Origin of the sequence: Pantoea sp. JZ29 (assembly GCF_035190385.1) — a bacterium.
GTDB lineage: Bacteria > Pseudomonadota > Gammaproteobacteria > Enterobacterales > Enterobacteriaceae > Pantoea > Pantoea stewartii.
The window spans coordinates 3997905-4016911 of record NZ_CP045241.1; the positions used below are offsets into that span (position 1 = coordinate 3997905).

16 protein-coding genes are annotated in these 19007 nt (G+C 57.0%); 6 read left to right on the forward strand and 10 right to left on the reverse strand.

Annotated elements, in window-relative coordinates; translation table 11 throughout:
• Positions 1–35 precede the first annotated feature (35 nt).
• The gene (locus GC090_RS18580; RefSeq protein ID WP_039339024.1) at positions 36–467 is read left to right on the forward strand and encodes a GFA family protein; all 432 of its coding nucleotides are present in this window, start codon (positions 36–38) and stop codon (positions 465–467) included.
• A 72-nt stretch (positions 468–539) separates the two neighbouring features.
• Here the strand turns inward: GC090_RS18580 and GC090_RS18585 are convergent, their stop codons facing one another.
• Positions 540–1418, reverse strand: coding sequence for a LysR family transcriptional regulator (locus tag GC090_RS18585; RefSeq protein ID WP_324021628.1), 879 nt, complete (start codon positions 1416–1418; stop codon positions 540–542).
• Between the two features lie 98 nt (positions 1419–1516).
• Here GC090_RS18585 and GC090_RS18590 point away from each other — a divergent pair, with 98 nt between their 5' ends.
• From GC090_RS18590 to GC090_RS18600, 3 genes are all read left to right on the forward strand, one after another.
• Positions 1517–2023, forward strand: a complete 507-nt coding sequence (locus GC090_RS18590) for a phenolic acid decarboxylase (protein WP_033739073.1) — start codon at positions 1517–1519, stop codon at positions 2021–2023.
• A 502-nt stretch (positions 2024–2525) separates the two neighbouring features.
• Positions 2526–2951, forward strand: coding sequence for a YeeE/YedE family protein (locus tag GC090_RS18595; RefSeq protein ID WP_324020623.1), 426 nt, complete (start codon positions 2526–2528; stop codon positions 2949–2951).
• A 15-nt stretch (positions 2952–2966) separates the two neighbouring features.
• Complete coding sequence (locus GC090_RS18600; protein ID WP_039339027.1) at positions 2967–3395, forward strand: DUF6691 family protein; 429 nt, start codon at positions 2967–2969, stop codon at positions 3393–3395.
• A 170-nt stretch (positions 3396–3565) separates the two neighbouring features.
• Here GC090_RS18600 and GC090_RS18605 read toward each other — a convergent pair whose 3' ends face one another.
• The 7 genes from GC090_RS18605 to GC090_RS18635 all read right to left on the reverse strand — a co-directional run bounded on the left by GC090_RS18605 (position 3566) and on the right by GC090_RS18635 (position 14933).
• A complete protein-coding gene (locus tag GC090_RS18605; RefSeq protein WP_033739070.1) occupies positions 3566–4582 on the reverse strand; it encodes a substrate-binding domain-containing protein in 1017 nt (338 codons plus the stop codon).
• A gap of 29 nt (positions 4583–4611) precedes the next feature.
• Positions 4612–6021, reverse strand: coding sequence for a sucrose-6-phosphate hydrolase (locus GC090_RS18610; protein WP_033739254.1), 1410 nt, complete (start codon positions 6019–6021; stop codon positions 4612–4614).
• Complete coding sequence (locus GC090_RS18615; RefSeq protein ID WP_324020624.1) at positions 6021–7391, reverse strand: sucrose-specific PTS transporter subunit IIBC; 1371 nt, start codon at positions 7389–7391, stop codon at positions 6021–6023. Before GC090_RS18615 ends, GC090_RS18610 begins: the two co-directional genes overlap by 1 nt.
• A 66-nt stretch (positions 7392–7457) precedes the next feature.
• Positions 7458–8996 (reverse strand): carbohydrate porin, encoded by a 1539-nt coding sequence (locus GC090_RS18620; protein ID WP_324020625.1) that lies wholly within the window; start codon positions 8994–8996, stop codon positions 7458–7460.
• 237 nt (positions 8997–9233) lie between these two features.
• Positions 9234–10478 (reverse strand): MFS transporter, encoded by a 1245-nt coding sequence (locus GC090_RS18625; RefSeq protein ID WP_054688393.1) that lies wholly within the window; start codon positions 10476–10478, stop codon positions 9234–9236.
• A 50-nt stretch (positions 10479–10528) separates the two neighbouring features.
• The gene (locus GC090_RS18630; RefSeq protein WP_324020626.1) at positions 10529–13615 is read right to left on the reverse strand and encodes a beta-galactosidase; all 3087 of its coding nucleotides are present in this window, start codon (positions 13613–13615) and stop codon (positions 10529–10531) included.
• Positions 13616–14015: 400 nt separating this feature from the next.
• On the reverse strand, positions 14016–14933 hold the full coding sequence (locus GC090_RS18635) for a fructokinase (RefSeq protein WP_033739058.1): 918 nt from the start codon (positions 14931–14933) through the stop codon (positions 14016–14018).
• 227 nt (positions 14934–15160) lie between these two features.
• Here GC090_RS18635 and yghU point away from each other — a divergent pair, with 227 nt between their 5' ends.
• Both yghU and GC090_RS18645 read left to right on the forward strand, forming a co-directional pair.
• Positions 15161–16024, forward strand: coding sequence for a glutathione-dependent disulfide-bond oxidoreductase (gene yghU / locus GC090_RS18640; RefSeq protein ID WP_006121666.1), 864 nt, complete (start codon positions 15161–15163; stop codon positions 16022–16024).
• Between the two features lie 11 nt (positions 16025–16035).
• A complete protein-coding gene (locus GC090_RS18645; protein WP_006121667.1) occupies positions 16036–16329 on the forward strand; it encodes a DUF1330 domain-containing protein in 294 nt (97 codons plus the stop codon).
• A gap of 136 nt (positions 16330–16465) precedes the next feature.
• Here the strand turns inward: GC090_RS18645 and GC090_RS18650 are convergent, their stop codons facing one another.
• Positions 16466–17902 (reverse strand): methyl-accepting chemotaxis protein, encoded by a 1437-nt coding sequence (locus GC090_RS18650; RefSeq protein WP_033739053.1) that lies wholly within the window; start codon positions 17900–17902, stop codon positions 16466–16468.
• A 156-nt stretch (positions 17903–18058) separates the two neighbouring features.
• Positions 18059–18991, reverse strand: a complete 933-nt coding sequence (locus tag GC090_RS18655; RefSeq protein ID WP_324020627.1) for a LysR family transcriptional regulator — start codon at positions 18989–18991, stop codon at positions 18059–18061.
• Positions 18992–19007: the final 16 nt, after the last annotated feature.

The window sequence follows — 19007 nt, forward strand, 5'->3', positions numbered from 1 at the left end:
GTCTTCTTAAGCGCATTTTATTCAGGGAAGCCAGCATGATTTCAGGACGTTGTTTATGCGGAACGGTGGTATTCAGGCTGACACAAAAGCCCAGTCATTTTTACCGCTGCCACTGTTCGCTGTGTCGTCGCCAGACCGGCACGGGCCATAATCTGGCGACGATCGTTAATGCAGACCACTTTCGCTGGTTGGCCGGTGAAACCTTTATCGCCAGCTGGCGTCGCCCGCAGGGATACCGCAATGACTTCTGCAGGAACTGTGGATCCACCGTGCCGAACGACTTACGTGACCGGCCGCTGATCTGGCTGCCGATTGGCCTGCTGGATGACGATCTTGATCTGCATTGCGCCGGCGACTATTGCCTGGACGATGCCCTGTCGTGGAGCGGTCATCCGGTTGAAAACCGCCATCAGCAGGCTCCTGACTCGCTGGATGCCCTGCTTCACGCCCTGCACGTCACACCGTAAATCCAGTCCGCCGCGTAACTGGCGCACGAAAGCTGTGCCGTGGCGGATCGTCTGCCCGGCCCGTGGCGCCCGTTACAGTACGTCCGTTTGCGGTGCCGTTTTCAACAGGTCAAGCAAGGTCGCGATGGGCGGATCCAGCATGATAATGTCTTTTTTAATCAGCAGATGCAGCGTGGTGGCGCGGCGCACCCCATGCCGAAGCGGCAATATCTTCAGGATGCCCTGTGCCAGTTCGTGACGGATGCGCTCCTGCGGAATCCAGCCATAGCCCACCTGATGCATTACCGCTTCTACCGCCGCGTCAATGGTTGAGAAAGACCAGTAATCGCCACTGCTGCTTTCATTCTGCACTGTAAAATGTTCGCGATCCGCAATGCGAATCAGCGGATACCGCGCCAGTTGTTCCTCATCCAGGTCTACGCCGCATTGATGCAAGGGGTGATCGCGGTGCGCCACCGCGACAAAATCCACGTTCATCAACCACTCGCCCCGCCCGGCCATATCCTGACGCTGGGTTACCACCATCACATCGGCCTCAGCATAATCGGTATCGGTTTCGAGCACTTCGGTGAGATTAATTTGCGTGTGTGGGTGGCGTTGCTGAAAGGTTTTCAGGACAGCGAACAGGCGGCGGCGCGGAAAGATGCTGTCCACCACCAGATCCAGTTTGGTTCTGACGCCGCTGCGTATGGCGCCCGCATACGCCTCCAGCGAATGAAACGCCTTAAGAAGCGGCCGCACCTGCGCCAGCAGCAATTCACCGGCGGGCGTAAGTACCGCTTTGCGCCCCTCAATGTGCAGTAAGGTGATGCCAATACGCTGTTGCAGCATGGCAAGATTGTAACTGACTGAGGACTGGCTGCGGTTGGTCAGGTCGGCGGCTTTTGCAAAGCTGCCTTCTTTCATAACTTTATCCAGCAGGCTCCATTGTTCCAGCGTGGTTTTATGCATCATCAATCCATTTTTTGAATGGTTTTCATCATAAATTAGCGTTTTTAATTCATAAAGTGAATGACTAAGCTGGGTTCACCAACAGAGGAGAACGAAAGATGAGCAGCTTCGACAAACACAATCTTGACGGTTTCACAGGTAAACATCTGGTTTATACCTACGACAACGGCTGGAATTATGAGCTGTACATTAAAAACGAAGACACCATTGATTATCGTATCCACAGCGGGATGGTGGGTAATCGTTGGGTCAAAGACCAACACGTTTATATCGTCAGAGTCGCGGAAAATAGCTATAAAGTGTCCTGGACCGAACCTACCGGCACCAGCGTCAGCCTGATTGCCAACATGAGCGACAAGCTGTTCCACGGCACCATTTTCTTCCCACGCTGGGTCATCAATAATCCTGAACGTACCGTCTGTTTCCAGAACGACCATCTTGACGAAATGGCGAAATACCGCGATGCGGGCCCAACCTACCCAATTGAAGTGATCGATGAGTTTGCCACGATTACCTTTGTACGGGATGCCGGAAAAAATAACGAAGACGTGATTGCCTGCGCGGCAAGCGAGCTGCCGGCGAATTTCCCTGAAAACTTAAAATAGTCACCAGGCAGGAAAGGGGCTAAGCCCCTTTTTGTTCACCAAGACGCACACAGCAATACAATTCCGCCAATGCAAAACGGCCCGGTTGATCTTTACTGGCGGTTATCCCTGACCGGTTCCTTTCCCTTATCACGCCTCTTTTATCCTGTCCGGACACCCACCTCTGTCCGTACCCTCTCCCCGTACACCTGGCGCAAAACAGATCTGTGCACAGAACTTTTATGTGCCTCACACGAAGCCGATTGATAAAGACGGCAGATGCCGTCATCCTGCTTTAAAAGCCGGTAAGCACAGTTCGTCAGCTGTGTGAAAATAGCCTGTGACAGTCGTCAGCAGAAGATATTGCCCGGCCACCGCAGCGCGACCACGTTATTTGCGCTGAGGCGCATGGCGTTGCAGGTAAAGCGCAATCGCGGTCGTTCACCTGAGAGCGACGGTGAACGCTAGCTGGAACAGGGCGTGTTTAAAGCACGCATTGGCAGAGCACAAGGAGTCAACGGTAATGCATATCGATCTGGACCATTTTACGCCGATTCAGAGTCTGGCAGGTGGCCTGCTGATTGGGGCAGCGGCGGGTCTGTTAGTGCTATTTTGTGGCCGCATCGCCGGTATCAGCGGCATTCTGGGCGGCCTGCTGAAACGTCAGTCGGCTGACAAGCCGTGGCGGTTCGCGTTCATTGCGGGCCTGGTGTTGTCACCGCTGGTGTTTCAGTTATTCAGCGCGCTGCCCGCTATCGACATTGACGCCTCATGGGTACGCCTGGTGCTGGCCGGCTTACTGGTGGGCCTGGGCGCGCGCCTGGGCTCGGGCTGTACCAGCGGTCACGGCGTCTGTGGTTTATCGCGACTGTCGCCGCGCTCACTGGTGGCGACACTGGTCTTTATGTTAACCGCCATGCTTACCGTCGGCATGATGGGTCACGGGTAAACATCAGGAGGCACGATGGTCGTTTTATTTTCTCTGCTTAGTGGACTGTTGTTTGGCACGGGTTTGCTCGTCAGCGGCATGGCGAATCCGGCGAAGGTTTTGGGTTTTCTGGACATTACCCGCGCCTGGGATCCCTCTCTGGCGCTGGTGATGGGCGGCGCGGTTATCGCCGGGCTGGTAACGTTCTGGCTGGCTTCCCGACGCAAGCGGCCCGTCTTTGAGGAAACGTTTTATCTGCCTGGCAACCGCACACTGGATAAACGGCTCATCAGCGGCGCGGCCCTGTTTGGCATCGGCTGGGGACTGGCGGGCATCTGCCCCGGCCCGGCGCTGGTCCTGCTCGGCGGCGGCGTGCTCAAAGGCATTGTCTTTGTCCTGGCGATGCTGGCAGGTATGCTGCTTTTTGAGTGGCTCGACAGCCGCACGTTATCGCGTGGTCAGTAATCCCAACTGGCCATCATGAAAACGTTCAGATGGCCACATGGCGAAGCACGGCCTGATACCGTCCCCGTTTCGTGAGCCCTGTCCGTAATCTTGCCCTGATGGAGAAACGGAGTGGCGGCAGCACGGGATCGGTTACCTGAACCACGCTTGTGGCCTGCCGCTGAACCGGATCACCCCGCCAGCGAGGAGCGGTAGCGCAGCCTGGCGGGCAAAACGATCTGCCGCTCCGCCAGGTCCTGCCCCTGAATCATTTGCGTGATGACCGAAAAGCACTCCTGCGCCAGGCGCGGCACATCCTGCTCTACGGTATCGATATGCAGTGACAGCGAGTCATATAAATAGTGATCGTCGAAACTGGCGATATGGATATCACTCTCCAGCAAATGGTGCTGGCTCATGTAGCGCAAAACCCCTTCCAGTAAGCCACAGGCGGCGGTAAACACGGCTTTCGGCGGCCTGCCTAACCGCGCACAGAGCGCGGCAAACATCTCATAGCCGCTGCTGGGGTGGTAGTTGCCCTGGATAATCCATTCCGGTCGCGGCGTGACGCCCGCCCGCGCCAGGCCCTGCATAAAGCCAGCCAGCCGATCTTTCGTCGGTGACAGGCGCGGCTGCCCACCCAGAAAATAAACCTCATCAGGATGCGCGCGCGCCAGACGTTCTACCAGCTCGGCAGTTGGCGTTAGTGAATCCGTTATCACCAGCGGCAAACTGCTGTTATTTACGTGGCGGTCAAACAGCACGACCGGCAGTTGCTCGCTCAGCTTCAGGTAGTCGCTGTCGCTCTGCTGACTGGAGGCGACGATCAAACCATCCACCTGACGCGAGACCAGATTGTTGACCACCAGGGTTTCCTGACTGGCATTTTCATCGGTGCAGGAGATCAGCAGTTGCAGACCCGCTTCACGGCACAGGTTTTCCAGCGCGTGAGAAAACACGGCGAAACCATAGTTGGTGATTTCAGGCACCACCAGCCCCAACGTATGGCTGCGATTTTCACGCAGCAGACGCGCGTGGATGCTGGGCTGATAGTGATGTTGCTGAGCAAGGGCCATGACGCGTTCACGCGTTTCCTGCGCCACGCGCAGTTCTTTACCGCGTCCGTTAAGCACCAGGCTGGCCGTGGCTTTTGACACCCCGGCCAGCGCAGCGATATCACTGATGGTAACGCGCTTTGTTTTTTTCACGACGGTGCTTCGGTTAAGGAAACAAGGGCTTATTCTACCATGCAGGATCGTAACGACCAGTAGCAGGCCGTGACTTCTGCGCTACCGCGCAGGCGTAACTCCGCCGGATGCGTGGGAAAGTAACGGCTACTCATCACGCCTTCTCCGTCATTGATAAAAATCTCTACGCTGGAGTGGTCACACAAAATATGCAGTTTGTGCGCCCGCCCGTTCCAGTGGCGGTAAAGCCATTCGCCGGTTTCCAGACTGCGGCGCGCCAGGCACAATGCATCCGCATGCCAGGTCAGCAGCAGTGAACCGGCGAAATCCAGCGTGATCCCGCCGCCTGATTCCAGCATCAGCTCAAGCCGTTGTGCAGCGAGTAACGGAGCCTGACTGGCGTTGCCGTGATAGCGCTGCGTCTCGCCGCGCAACGCCTGCAGTTCCGCCACCGGTTGCTGGTACAGTTTACCGTCGCGCGCGCTCAGTTCCCGGATACAGGTCATTTGATGAATCCAGCCGAATTTCACGGTAGGCTGATGCATCTCCTCCCCGTCCGGGACGCCCATCCAGCCCACCAGCAGCCGACGACCATCCTCGGTCAGCGTGGTCTGCGGCGCATAGAATTCAAACCCCGCATCCAGCTCAGTGAACCCCCCGTGCGTATAGCGGGCGTTTTCATAATCCAGCGTGCCGCTGAGACAGGCGCAGGGATGGCTGTTCAGAAAGCGTTTCTCTTCCCGTTCAATGCCCTGAGGACAGCAGATCAAAAACGTCGATTCTCCCAGGGTGAACATGTCCGGGCATTCCCACATATAACCGGCTTCACCCAGTCCACCCAGACCGCTACCGGCAATTTCGCCGAGGTTTTCCCAGTGGCGCAGATCGCTTCCGCGCAGTAGCAGGACTTTGCCCTTGAGCTGCTTGTCCTGCGCGCCCAGCACCATGTACCAGTGTGCGCCATGACGCCAGACTTTCGGATCACGAACATGGCCGGTGTAGCCCGCCGGCAGGGGAAGCACCGGCCCCAGCTTATCGAATCCCCCGTCAGGGTTCTGCACCGCCAGGCACTGCCAGGCGGTACGGGAGCCGTCGGCAAACTTAACGTTGCCGGTATAACACAGGGTTAAGGTGCCATTATCGTCTACCGCGCTGCCTGAATAGCAGCCGCTCCGGTCGTACTCTTCGTCTGGCAGCAACGCGACAGGTTCATGCGACCAGTGCAGCAAATCCGCAGAGCGCCAGTGGCCCCAGCATTTATGCTTATGCTCACAGCCCAGGGCGTTCCACTGGTAGAACAGGTGATAGTGCCCGTCGAAATGGATAAACCCATTGGGATCGTTAAGCAGCCCGGTGACCGGCGCCAGGTGCCAGCCCGGATAGTGGCTGTCCTCGCGTGCTTTAGGCTGGCCTTTCATTACCGCCTTCAGCATGGCGGGCAGCAGAGTGTTGTTAGCCATCATTCAGAGTCCGTTTTGTATTTCAGCAGGAAGGCGATCACAAAGGCGACGCTAAAGGCGATAACCATACCAATAATATAATTCAGCAGCGAACTGGCCTGAACGATCGCCATACCGGGTAAGCCCGTCAGGCCCACCGCCGTCATATACACTTTCATCGACACCACCCAGGCACCGCCGATGGCTCCCCCGATCAGGCCGGCGATGAAGGGCTTCATGAAGCGCAGGTTAATACCAAAGATGGCCGCTTCGGTAATGCCCAGCAAGGCAGAAAACGCAGAGGGTAAAGTAATCGCCTTGATTTTGGCATCCTGCGTTTTGAACCACACGGCCAGACATGCGCCGCCCTGTGCCACGTTAGCCATCGCCCATATCGGCAACAGGAAATTGACGCCGATAGACGGGTTACCCAGCAAGCCAGCTTCAATCGCGTGGAAACTGTGATGCACACCAGTAATCACGATAACGGAATACAGCCCGCCAAACAGCAATCCGGCCAGCCAGCCTGCATGGGCAATCAGGGTGCTGAGCACAAAGGAGATACCATCCCCCAATGCGCGCCCGGCCGGGCCAATGATGAGCAGTGCCACAAAGCCAGAGATGATCACTGTCAGGAAGGGCGTCAGGATCAGATCGAGCGCATCCGGGATGATGCGGCGCAGCTGTTTTTCCAGCAGACTCATAAACCACACGGCCAGCAGGACCGGAAAGACCGTGCCCTGGTAGCCAATCATCGCCACTTCGATACCAAAGAAGTTCATGGTATGGAAACCGGCCGCCACGCCCCAGGCATTAGTCAGCGCAGGATGCGTCAGAATACCGCCCAGCGTAGCGCCTAAGAACGGGTTACCACCAAACTCACGGGCCGCCGTAAAGCCAATCAGAATCGGCAGAATGATAAACGCCGCCGAACTGCACATATCCAGCATGATATACAGGGCGTTTTCCGGGTTAACCCAGCCATAGGTTTTGACCACGCCCAGCAGGCCCATCAGCAGGCCGGAGGCAACGATCGCCGGAATAATTGGGACAAAAATATTCGACAGCAACCGGGCGATACGCTGGAAGGGATTGAGCTTACGGGCCGCAATGTCGGCCGCTTCCGATTTACTGGACTCGCTGATGCCCGCTTCCGCCACAAACGCCGCATAGACTTTGTTGACCACGCCAGTCCCAAAAATGACCTGCAGCTGGCCCGCGTTGCGGAAACAGCCCTTCACACCGTCGATTTTACCGATCGCGGCGGTATCCGCTTTGGCATCCTCGACCAGCACCAACCGGAGTCGGGTTGCGCAGTGGGCTGCGCTGGCAATATTTTCTTTGCCTCCCAGCAGCGGCAGTAATGCGCGGGAGATTTGTACAAAATCCATAAAAAACCTCTGTGTTGTCGTGTAATGTTGTCAACCCGGTTGAAACGGCCCTACAGGGCCGCCCGATCAGAACCAGGTTTCCATTTGTACGCCGAAGTTCCATTCACCGCCGGCTTCAAAGCCGCTGCCGCCAAACGCATCGCCGCGCGCATAGTTGTCCAGTCGGTGATCCCAGTCCATCCAGGTGGCGAAAAGGCGAATTTCCGGACGTTTCAGGAATTCCCCTACGTTGCTGGCTTTCAACGTAGGCGCAACGGTCAGTTTGTAGAAGTTACCACTTATTGCGCTACGCTGATTGAAGCCTTCCGGACGCAGATCCATATATTGATAGGTGGCTTCGTACTGCATTTCGAAATTCTCCGTCAGCCCCTGAATCAGGCGCATGTTGGCGGTCGCCCACTGATAGCTGTCGCCTTTGACGTAACGATCTTTACTGCTCTGCGCCAGCACCGCCGGAGCGATATGCCAGCCGCCGCCCAGTGGGGTGATCCCGTAGCTGGCCAGACGCCAGGTATCCGCATCCGGCAGCAATGCGCCGTCGGACCCAATGGCTTTGACCTCTGCACCTAAGCCGTGACCATACAAGAGCGCGGTTTTCGCCGTTCCTTCACGCAGACCATAAAAGCTGTCGTTGTGCAGCCCCACCAGGGCATGCAGACCGGTATTCGCAGCATCGCCTTTCACTTTCAGGCCATTCACGTCCAGCCGATCGTCATTGTCTTTGGCGCGCATACCGCTGAGCATCAGCTGGAACGGGCCGTAATAGTTGTTGGCTGTCAGAATGTAGTTCTGTGCGGTGTTATCGTTGTTTTCGATATCACCAAAGGTGCGCCCGTAGAGCGACAGGTTGCTGTGAGCCTGATCGCTCCACTTCATGTCGTAAATACCGGCACCGGTCCCGGCGAGGAACACGACGTCGGAGTCGATCCAGTGAATATCGAAATTGTCGCGGTCAAAGCGTTTCCCCGCCCAGACGGTGGTGTCTTTGAACGCGCCCGTAAAGGTGGGCAGTTGACCGAGTTCCACAAACGCCTGCCGCAGGTTGAGATCGCTACTGGCGGCCGTCCAGTCGTTATAGGTCCGCTGACCGTCGGCCAGCATGGCTTTAAAGCGGGTGGTCGCCCCGTTTTCCAGCGTTTGTTTATGTTCCAGATTCAGTTCGACATAGGTATCCGGTTCGTTGCCTAAGCGCCCGACATGCCCACCGGTTTCCCCTGCCGGCGTCACGGTCGGGCCGCCCTGCGTTTTGGCCGCCGAGCTGTTCATTAATAAGCCAGAACGCGCATAGCCGTGAAATTCAAAGCCCCCGTCATCACTCGCCTTCTGTTCCAGTTTCGCCGTGCGCTGTTCCACCTGGGTGGCAGTGGCCTGGGTTTGCTGTTGTGCGCTGGCAAGCTGCTGGGCCTGTTTTTCTGCTGAAGCGGCCTGTTTTTCTGCGGCGTTTGCGCGACGTTCGGCGGCGTCAGCACGCTGCTCAGCCGCCTGCAGGCGCTTTTCCAGCGCAGCCAGCCGGGCTTCGATACTGCTCATGCTCGGTTCCGCAGCCAGAGCCGGGCCTGCGCAGAGCAACAATCCAACGGTTGCAGCAAGTCTCTTTTTTCTCATCGTTTTGCCATTCCAGAAAGGTTCAGGTCGTGGTGTTGTCATTTTGCTAAACCGGTTTAGGTTTTGGATAATATTGATCGCCGGATTTCCAGGCAAAGCAATTTGCTAAACCGTTTTTATGATTGTGAGTCAGTTCGCAAAACGACACGATGTGGTGGGAAAGGAAGCGGCAAAAAGCGGGAGCGCGGACAAAGCAATGGGCAGTCTCCTGCCCAGTGTTAAGGGGATAATTGTGCGTCAGACAGGCTGCCGACGTAACGCTGTCAGCGGCCCTGGCCCGCTGAGCGTGAAGACGGAAAGCAGCGTGAAGGCCAGTGCGATACAGCCCAGCACCAGATACGCGCCCTGGAAGCCAATGCTTTCGTACATATTGCCCGCCAGTACCGACATAAAAATCATCGCTAACTGCTTAAAGAAGCAGAAGCACACCAGATAAATCGTGGCGGAGAAGCGCACCTCAAACTGGCTGGTGATGTATTTAAAACAGCCGACGATCAGGAAAGGGATCTCAAACATATGTAATGTTTTCAGGATCACCACCTCCACCGCCGTGGTGGCAAAAGAGGAGCCCATAATGCGCACAGACATGATCATGCCCGCCAGCAACAAGGCATTTTTGCCGCCGATACGGTTAACGATGAGCGGCGCAAAAAACATGATGCAGGCGTTCAGCAATTCGCCCAGCGTGGTGACGTAACCAAAGACGCGCGTGCCCTGCTCACCCGACGTAAAAAACGAGGTAAAGAAGTTGGCAAACTGCTGATCAAATACATCGTACGTACAGGAAACGCCCACAACATATAGCGACAAAAACCACAGTTTGGGTTGCTTAAACAGCTCCAGTGCCAGCTTCAGACTGAACGCGGACTGGTTCGCCCCCACGGCCTGCGCCACCGTGGCAGATGAGGAATTGCTGGTGCGTGAAAAGAACAGCAGCAGCGCCAGGATCACGGCACAGCCAGAGCCTAACCAGAAAACAAACTGGTTATTAATGGTGAACATGATGCCGACGATAGAGGCGCACAGTGCCCAGCCAACGCAGCCAAACATACGGGCCCGGCCAAATTCAAAATGGCTGCGGCGACTGACTTTCTCAATATAAGCTTCAATTGCAGGTGCCCCCGCATTGTAGATAAAGCCCAGATAAATACCGCCCACAACCGAACCCGCCAGAATATTCACCTGCAGGAGCGGGCCAAATACATAAATAAAGAAAGGGGCGAACATCACCAGCATGCCGGTGATCACCCATAACAGGTGTTTGCGCAGCCCGAGTTTGTCGGACAGCAGCCCAAACAGCGGCTGGAACAGTAACGAAAACAACGAAATACTGGCGAAGATAATGCCGGTGTCCCCTTTGCTGATGTGATTAATATCATGCAGCCAGATGGGGAAGAACGGGAAATAGGCACCCATGATGAAAAAGTAAAAGAAGAAGAAAAGGCCAAACAACCAAAAGTTAGTATTTTTTAAATAGTACATAGCGGACTTCCTTATGCGAGAGTCAGGCAGGCCGGAGCCTGCCCGCTAAGTTACTTTTGTTGCCCCCAGGTAAACTGGTAGCCATAACGTCCGGCACTAAGCAGGAATTCAGGGGACACCGACGGACTCCAGGAGTCATCGCCGCCGACGCCCATATGGAAGCCATCAATGTTGAGCCAGGTGCCTGCTTCAGGCTGCAAAAGGTGACGATGGCTGGTGTCCATCAGCTGTTTCTGGCTGTAGCGGCTGATGTTGAACTGAAAGTCACCGCGCCACTGATGGACACCGTACCGCAGTTCACGCGTGCCACAGCGCAGGCCGTTCTCGGTGGGGAAGACATACGGCGTGTACATGTCGTCCAGCGATAAATCCCAGCGATCAAAACAGGCCGCGGTCAGGCGATCCGGGTAGTTTTCATGGGGACCCAGACCTAACCAGTTCACCCGATCAGCCACCTCCGCTAACTGGCAACACATCCCGATGCGGGCCGGATACGGCGTATCGCGGGCGACCTCGACATTGACCGTCACCTGCATCTCACCAAAGCCATCGATACGGTATGTTTTGCGGCTGACAAACAGGGTCTTGCCCTGGAACTGCCAGGCATGCGCGGTGGTAATCAGTACGGCATCGGTGAGCGTTTCCGCGCTGCACTGCAGGGTGATAACGTCCGCCTGGTAATGCCCCGCCGCTTTCCAGCGCTCAACCCAGGCGTTGGGATCGATACGGGTGGCCTCGCTGACACCGATATCGTTATCCAGTGGCGCGCGGGTGAACTGGTCCGTCAGCGGCGACAGTAACTGTGCTTTTTCATCAATCCAGTACTGCGTCAGTACGCCCTGCTCCCGACTGAACGCCCAGCGCTGGTTATTCACCACTACGCTAAAGCGGTCTTCGCTGCGCTCAAGCACCGGGGCGCTGGCGGCCACAGACGCAGGCGCGATATCAAGAATCGTCTCCAGCGGCCACTGCTGCCAGGCACTGATGTGTCCGGCTTCGGACCAGGCGGTAGGTTGCGGCTGCTCTACGCGCACCGTTAACCACAATTGCCCTGCGGATTCTGGCAGTGGCATGGCGGGCAGGGTAATACGCTGACGGCCCTGCGGTGCGATGTCGAGCGTGACCTCACCTGTCGCCAGCAGATTACCGTCCTGGGCCACGGACCAGTGCAGAATTTCATTGTCACTATGGCGGAACAGGTATTCGCTGGTGACCTCCAGCGTGCGCTCACTGCCGGGCAGCAGGCTGAACTGGAAGAACTGCTGTGCGTGGCGCGCTTCATACAGCGACGGATGCGGCGTCCGGTCGGCAAAAACCAGCCCGTTCATGCAGAACTGACGGTCGTTGGGCGTATCGCCAAAGTCACCGCCATAAGCGGACCAGGCTTCGCCGTTCTCATCGTACCGAATTAAAGACTGATCGACCCAGTCCCAGACAAAACCGCCCTGCAGGCGGGGATACTGACGGAAGGCCTGCCAGTACTTCGCATAGCCGCCCAGGCTGTTGCCCATCGCATGGGCGTATTCACACAGAATCAGCGGCCGCTGCTCGCCCGGCATCGACAGCCATTTCTTAATCGACCATTTTGGCACCGCCGGGAACGGCTGGTCCTGATCGACGCGCGCATACATCGGGCAAATAATGTCAGTGGCCGCCGTGTTGGCGCCGCCGCCCTCATACTGCACCGGACGGGACGGATCTTCGCTTTTCAGCCAGCGATAGAGCGCATCATGGTTGGCCCCATGGCCTGATTCATTGCCCAGAGACCAGATAATAATGCAGGGGTGATTGCGGTCACGCTGCACCATGCGCGTAACGCGCTGGCTCATCGCGGGCAGCCAGGCCGGATCGTCACTCAGGCGATTCATCGGCACCATGCCGTGGGTTTCGATATTGGCTTCATCCACCACATACAGCCCGTAATAATCACACAGGCTGTACCACAGAGGATGATTGGGATAATGGGAGCAGCGCACGGCATTAAAGTTATTCTGCTTCATCAGCAGAATGTCCTGCACCATCGTATCGCGATCCATCACCTGGCCGTGGACAGGATGGTGCTCATGACGGTTGGTGCCGCGGATAAGCAGTGGCTGGCCATTGAGTAACAACAGGCCGTTCTCAATACTGACGTGACGGAATCCCACATCGCAGGCTTCCGCTTCAATCAGCGTACCGTCCGCCCGGTGCAACTGCACCACCGCCCGATAGAGATGCGGCGTTTCCGTGCTCCAGAGCGCAGGATTGTTCACGCGGAGGGACAGCGTTGTCCGATCGTTCCAGGCGCCGCGCTCGTCAACGATCGCACTGCCCAGTGGCGATGTCGCGTCCCCCACCAATTCAGTGCCTGCAAAGAGCTGTATGCTCACCTGTAAGTCGTCATCCAGCGTGCCGGCGACGCGCACCTCGGCGTCCAGCCGGGCACGGCTGAAATCGTCATTGAAATGTGTGCGGATACGCAGATCGCGGATATGGGTGGCCGGTTTGTGCAGCAGGGTGACATCGCGGAAAATGCCGCTCATGCGCCACATGTCCTGATCTTCCAGGTAGCTGCCATCGCTCCAGCGTAACACCATGACGGCAAGACGGTTTTCACCCCTGACCAGGTACTCCGTCAGATCATATTCCGAGGGCAGACGACTGTCCTGACCATAGCCAACCCAGTGGCCATTGCACCACACATTAAACGCTGAATTCACACCGTCGAATACCACTCGGGTTTGTCCTGACACCAGCCACCCGGCATCCACATTAAATGTGAGCGAATAACATGCTGTGGGGTTTTCAGTGGGAACGAAGGGGGGATTTACCGGGATGGGATAGGTGACATTGGTATAGATGGGAACATCATAACCCTGCATCTGCCATACCGACGGCACGGCTATCGGCGCGGCTTCGGCCAGATCCTGCGTCCGCCAGCTCTCCGGTACGGCCTCGGGCGCGGTGAAATAAGCAAATTGCCACTCGCCATTCAGACATTTAACATGCGCTGACTGATGCTTCTCACGCGCTGCTTCTGCACTGCGCCAGCTGCAAAAAGGGGGATGGGCTTCCAGCCGGTTACGTTCGCTGATGCCAGGGTTTTCCCAGTCGCGCCGGGCCAGTACGGCAGCCAGTGAATCTCTCTCCAGGGCCATGTTACTCTCCTGCGTAAAATTGTTATCCGCTCACATAAAAATGACATTACGAGCCAGGTCAGCGCTTGTAAAGCAGGGAAAGGCGAATGAGTGAACTGCCTCACAGCAAAGCGCATTCGGGCATAACGTAGCGTCGGGGGCCTGGCGAAGCAGGACAAAGCGGGCGCGGTCAGGCAACGTCGAAGCCGTCACAGGTCAGTGAAATCAGCCGGAAACCTGATAAGGCCAGCACAACGCGGTGAAATGATACGGCAGGAGAAGGGGGGCAGGTTCGGGTGCGTAATCCGTCGTGGTCGCCAGGGTGACGGAACGCGCGCATCTGGGCGTTCCGCCAACGGTCACCTGCCCCGTATGGGTTCTGCTGCCCGCCGGGCGGGCCTGCGCGCGGCGACAGTGGGCATTAGCCCGCAATCTGATGACGATAGGGCAGCGCCGTCATCGCGCCTTTGGCGGTCGTCGCCAGTGCGCCACATTGCTGAGCGCTGGTTAAGCATGCCGCCAGCTCCGTTTCATTGGTGGGCAGGCCTTTTTCTGCCAGTCCCCACAATAACCCCGCGACAAAAGCGTCACCGGCACCGGTGGTGTCCACGCTCACCACGGGCAACGTGGGATAGTGATAATGCTGACCCTGGTGCCAGACTTTTACGCCGGCTTTGCCCTGGGTGACCATCAGCAGACTGATCGCATAGCGTTCTGCCAGCATCTGCAGGCTGTCACCGCCCTGCGTCTCTTCGGTCAGAAAGGCCAGCTCTTCCTCCGACAGCTTGACCACATCTGCCCGTTGCAGCGCGCGGTTCACACAGTCACGTAACTGCGCGTCATCGCGCCACAGGTCGTGACGAATGTTGGGATCAAAGCTGACATATCCCCCGGCTTCGCTTATCCGCTGCATCGCCGTAAAGGTCGTGGAACGGGACGGTTCGGCGGCCAGCGCAATGGAACAGCAGTGAAGCCACTCGCCCGGCTGAAACGGCGGCAGATCGCCTTGTTCAAGAAACAGGTCTGCGCTGGGCCGGACCATGAAGGTAAAAGAGCGTTCGCCCTCATGGTCGAGCGCGACCACGACCGTTGACGTGCGATGCGCGCTGTCCAGCGTCATATACGCCGTCTCAACCTGCTCACTGGCCAGCGTTTGCTGCATAAAATGGCCAAAGGGATCGTCCCCGACCCGGCCGATAAATCCGCTCTTGCCCTGCAAGCGGGCAATGCCGACGGCCACATTGGCGGGCGCGCCGCCTGCACACTGAATTAAATGCCCCGGTCCGTCCGGAAGCAGGTCCACCACGGCGTCACCCAGACACCAGACTCGCGCTGTCATCGTTCTCTCCTGCTCAGCTATAGCTAAATTTTACTAAACCGTTTTAGCATAGCAATGCTCAGCCGTCATCAATGTGATTTAGGCAGAGAAAACAGACACAGGGCTGACGGTCAATTGCCTTAAGCATTGTAGTAAAGCGATACAAAGTCACCGCCACCAGGGTTAAACCGGCGTGCTGGCAACTGCTACACTCATGACACTCCAAACACAAAAAGGCGAACCTCATCATGTCTGAACAACACTATCAGCCCGCTAAAGTCTGGAAGTGGGACCCGGAAGCCAAAGGTAACGGCGCCAAAACAAATCGCCCAACCGCAGGCCCAACGCATGAAAAAGCCCTGCCGGTCGGTAAACATCCTTTGCAGCTTTACTCCCTTGGTACGCCAAACGGCCAGAAAGTCACCATTCTGCTGGAGGAGCTGCTGGCGCTGAACGTAAATGATGCGGAGTACGATGCCTGGCTGATTAACATTGGCGAAGGCGACCAGTTCACCAGCGGCTTTGTTGATATCAACCCGAATTCCAAAATCCCGGCCCTGAGTGACCACTCTGCCACGCCGCCGATTCGGGTGTTTGAATCCGGTAATATCCTGCTCTATCTGGCAGAGAAATACGGTTATTTTCTGCCAAAAGACATTGCGAAGCGCACCGAGACGCTGAACTGGCTGTTCTGGCTGCAAGGCTCTGCCCCTTATCTGGGCGGCGGTTTTGGTCACTTCTATCACTACGCGCCAGAGAAAATTGAGTACGCCATTAACCGCTTCTCACTGGAAGCCAAACGTCAGTTTGACGTTCTGGATCGTCAGCTGGCCAATAACCGCTATCTGGCCGGTGATGACTACACCATTGCTGATATCGCCACCTGGCCGTGGTACGGCAGCATGGTGCTGTACAACCAGTACAACGCGGCCGAATTCCTGGATCTTCAGTCCTATAAAAATGTGGTGCGCTGGGCCAAAGAGATCGCCCAACGTCCGGCTGTAATGCGTGGTCGCAAAGTTAACCGCGTGATGGGCGATCCCGCCGACCAGCTGCGTGAACGCCATGATGCATCGGACTTTGATACCCAAACCCAAGACAAGCAGGCCTGAGGAGAAAGACAGTGAGTGCATATGTCGTATTTATTCGTGATAACACCCTGAATCAGGATGAAATGGCTGCCTACGCGGAAAAAGCGGGCAAAGCACGGGGTGACCATCCCATCAAACCGCTGGCGTTCTATGGCGAACTGGAAACGCTGGAAGGGCCTGAAGCCGAAGGCGTTGTGATTATTGAGTTCCCGACGACTGAGGCGGCGCATGCCTGGTATGACAGTCCGGAATATCAGGCGGCGAAACAGCATCGCCTGAAAGGCGCCAACTACCGTGTACTGTTAGTGAAAGGCGTGGACAGCTAACGGCCAGGGGCCGCTGTCGTCCTGCGGATCACGACGTCATCCTGACGGACCCGCAGGCCGGCGGCTGCCCACTTAGCCAGCCAACGTAACCCCTGCCCTTGTGAACCTCATCCCGGGATGGTTCCCCTGTCTTTAATCAGCTAAAACGAAACAGCGAAATCGCCTGCTGCAACGCGCCTGCCTGCTGCCGTTGCTGCTGCGCAACCTGAAGCGTTTCGGTCACATGTTTGACGTTATGCTGCACGCTGTGATCGATACTGCTAATACTTTGCTGAATCTGCGCAATGCTCTGATTCTGCTGGACACTCATCTCAGAGAGTTCACTTACCAGCTGTGACAGGCTGTCGATACTTACGTGAATGGCCTGCATGGTTTGCGCGGCCTGGTCAACCTGAACGGTGCCCTGACCGGCGCTGGAGCTGGAGGCATCCATCAGTTGCCGGATTTCCCGTGCCGCATTCTCACAGCGTAACGCCAGGGTACGCACCTCACTGGCAACGACTGCGAATCCGCGTCCTTCCTGACCGGCTCGTGCGGCTTCCACCGAGGCGTTCAGCGACAGGATGTTGGTCTGGAAGGCAATGCCGTCAATCAGTTCAAGAATGGTTTTTACCCGCCCCGACTCGACATTAATCTGGGCCATTGAGTGCATGGCCTGCTGAATATTCTCCTGGCCTTTACTGGCGACCTGGCGGGTTTCCCGGGCCAGATCGCAGGCCGTTTGCGCTTTGTCCCGCGCAAGACTTGCCGCCACGCTGATTTGTGACATTGCACTGGTCGCAACATCCAGCGCCTGCGCCTGCTCGTCAGTGCGCTGTGACAGCGCGGCATTACGAGACAGCATACTGTCTGATTCCTGCAGCAGTTCCGCAACGCCGTGGCTGACCTGATTTAACGTACCGCGCATCGTCCCCAGCGTCTGACTAAAGGTGCGGGCAAAGGGCGTTTCGCTCTGCTGACTGTCCGCAAACAGCGTCAGGCAACCAGGCTCGCGGTTAATGCGGGCAGCCAGTTGCGCCACTTCGCTGGAGGCGCGCAAATCCGCAGCCATCTGCCGGGCAATAAGCACCAGCATCGCGGTTTGCGCCACCACAAACAGTGAATGAAACAGCACCATCTCCAGACCTGGATGGTGAAAGACCACGATGCCAAACCGATCGTGCTCCTGCAGATAGTTGAATACCAGGTGATGCACCGCGCCCGTCGCGGCTGCCATCAGAAGCGGTCGGCTGTCGCGGTAAACCAGCAAGACCGACAGTAAAACAAACACCGAAAAGTGAAACTCGGTTTCGCCCCGGCCCAACTGAATCAGCAGCCCCGCAAACCCAATCAGCGTGAAGGCCAGCCAGAGTCGGGAAAACAGCGTTCCGTTTGCCAGCCATCCCACCAGCGTGGCGACCAGCGCCAGCGCGGTACCCACGGTTATGGCCAGCCACGTTGACTGATACAGACTGCCGACGATAGCGGAAATCACTACCAGGGCCCAGCACAGCATAACAATCAGCCTGTCGGCCTGCTTCGCAATACGCTGAGGGGAAACCCCCTCCCCGACGCGGGTTAAATCTGTATTCATAGGTACGCATCCACCAGAGGTTGCACCGCGCCTCAGACCTGAGGCGTGCCCAGAGTTGGTCGGCGCAACGGGCGCAGACACCTAAGATTGGTATCGACGCGTACCGTAAATACTTTATGGCGGGTAATGCATAACTGAGGGCGATTTTTCAAAACCTCACAGATTCGTTAACGATGCATCCATCTGCAAATTTTCCTGCAGAAAAGTCACAAACGCCGAGATGCGTGCTGGCGGCTGCCGCTGCGCCTGCCAGACGGCAAAAATATCGCCATCGGGCGCATGCCAGGCAGGCAGAACATGCAGCAATTCCCCCGCCGCAATGCTGTGTTTTGCGTCCCACCATGAGCGCAGCAAAATACCATGACCATCCAGCGCCATGCGCATCGCCACTTCCCCGTCGTTGGTCACCAGATTACCGCGCACCTTCTGGCTCAGGCTCTCAGCGCCGCTGACTAAGCGCCACAGAGCGAAGTCGCTGTCATGTTGCCTGAGTAAAATGCAGTTATGTTGCGCCAGCGCACGGATACTGTCTGGCAGGCCGTGCTTCGCCGCATAGCCTGGCGAGCAGCACAGCACACGCGGATTCTGGACCAGCTTACGGGCGATCAGCCGCGAATCCGGCGGCTCGCCTACGCGAATATCAATATCCACATGCGCATCAAGAAAATTCAGCGGCTGGCTGCTGAGCTGCAGGGAGAGGGCCAGATGAGGATGGAGGGCGGCAAAAGCTGACACGCAGGGTGCAATATGGCGACGGCCAAAGCCGAAGGAGGCGTTGATGTTCAGCGTGCCGCGTAACTGCGTCGTTTCACCACTGACCGCCTCTTCCAGTGCCGCCAGTTGCTCCAGCAGCGGACGTGCACCGTCCAGATAGCGCCGCCCTTCCGGCGTCAGCTCCAGCCTGCGCGTGGTGCGGCGCAGTAACTGTACGCCCAGCCGCTGCTCCAGCTGGCTTAATCGTTTGCTGACGGCCGCCAGCGATAATCCCAGCTCGCGCGCCGCCGCCGTTAAGCTGTCCAGAGAAGCGACGCGCAGAAAGAACACTAAGTCATCACTGGATGTGCGTGATTCTCTACTTTGACTCAACATGGGATTAACTTCCAGG

Coding starts and splice junctions, on each gene's coding strand:
- GC090_RS18580 (WP_039339024.1), top strand. CDS start 36: ATGATTTCAGGACGTTGTTTATGCGGAACGGTGGTATTCAGGCTGACA.
- GC090_RS18585 (WP_324021628.1), bottom strand. CDS start 1,418: ATGCATAAAACCACGCTGGAACAATGGAGCCTGCTGGATAAAGTTATG.
- GC090_RS18590 (WP_033739073.1), top strand. CDS start 1,517: ATGAGCAGCTTCGACAAACACAATCTTGACGGTTTCACAGGTAAACAT.
- GC090_RS18595 (WP_324020623.1), top strand. CDS start 2,526: ATGCATATCGATCTGGACCATTTTACGCCGATTCAGAGTCTGGCAGGT.
- GC090_RS18600 (WP_039339027.1), top strand. CDS start 2,967: ATGGTCGTTTTATTTTCTCTGCTTAGTGGACTGTTGTTTGGCACGGGT.
- GC090_RS18610 (WP_033739254.1), bottom strand. CDS start 6,021: ATGGCTAACAACACTCTGCTGCCCGCCATGCTGAAGGCGGTAATGAAA.
- GC090_RS18615 (WP_324020624.1), bottom strand. CDS start 7,391: ATGGATTTTGTACAAATCTCCCGCGCATTACTGCCGCTGCTGGGAGGC.
- GC090_RS18620 (WP_324020625.1), bottom strand. CDS start 8,996: ATGAGAAAAAAGAGACTTGCTGCAACCGTTGGATTGTTGCTCTGCGCA.
- GC090_RS18625 (WP_054688393.1), bottom strand. CDS start 10,478: ATGTACTATTTAAAAAATACTAACTTTTGGTTGTTTGGCCTTTTCTTC.
- GC090_RS18630 (WP_324020626.1), bottom strand. CDS start 13,615: ATGGCCCTGGAGAGAGATTCACTGGCTGCCGTACTGGCCCGGCGCGAC.
- GC090_RS18635 (WP_033739058.1), bottom strand. CDS start 14,933: ATGACAGCGCGAGTCTGGTGTCTGGGTGACGCCGTGGTGGACCTGCTT.
- yghU (WP_006121666.1), top strand. CDS start 15,161: ATGTCTGAACAACACTATCAGCCCGCTAAAGTCTGGAAGTGGGACCCG.
- GC090_RS18650 (WP_033739053.1), bottom strand. CDS start 17,902: ATGAATACAGATTTAACCCGCGTCGGGGAGGGGGTTTCCCCTCAGCGT.
- GC090_RS18655 (WP_324020627.1), bottom strand. CDS start 18,991: ATGTTGAGTCAAAGTAGAGAATCACGCACATCCAGTGATGACTTAGTG.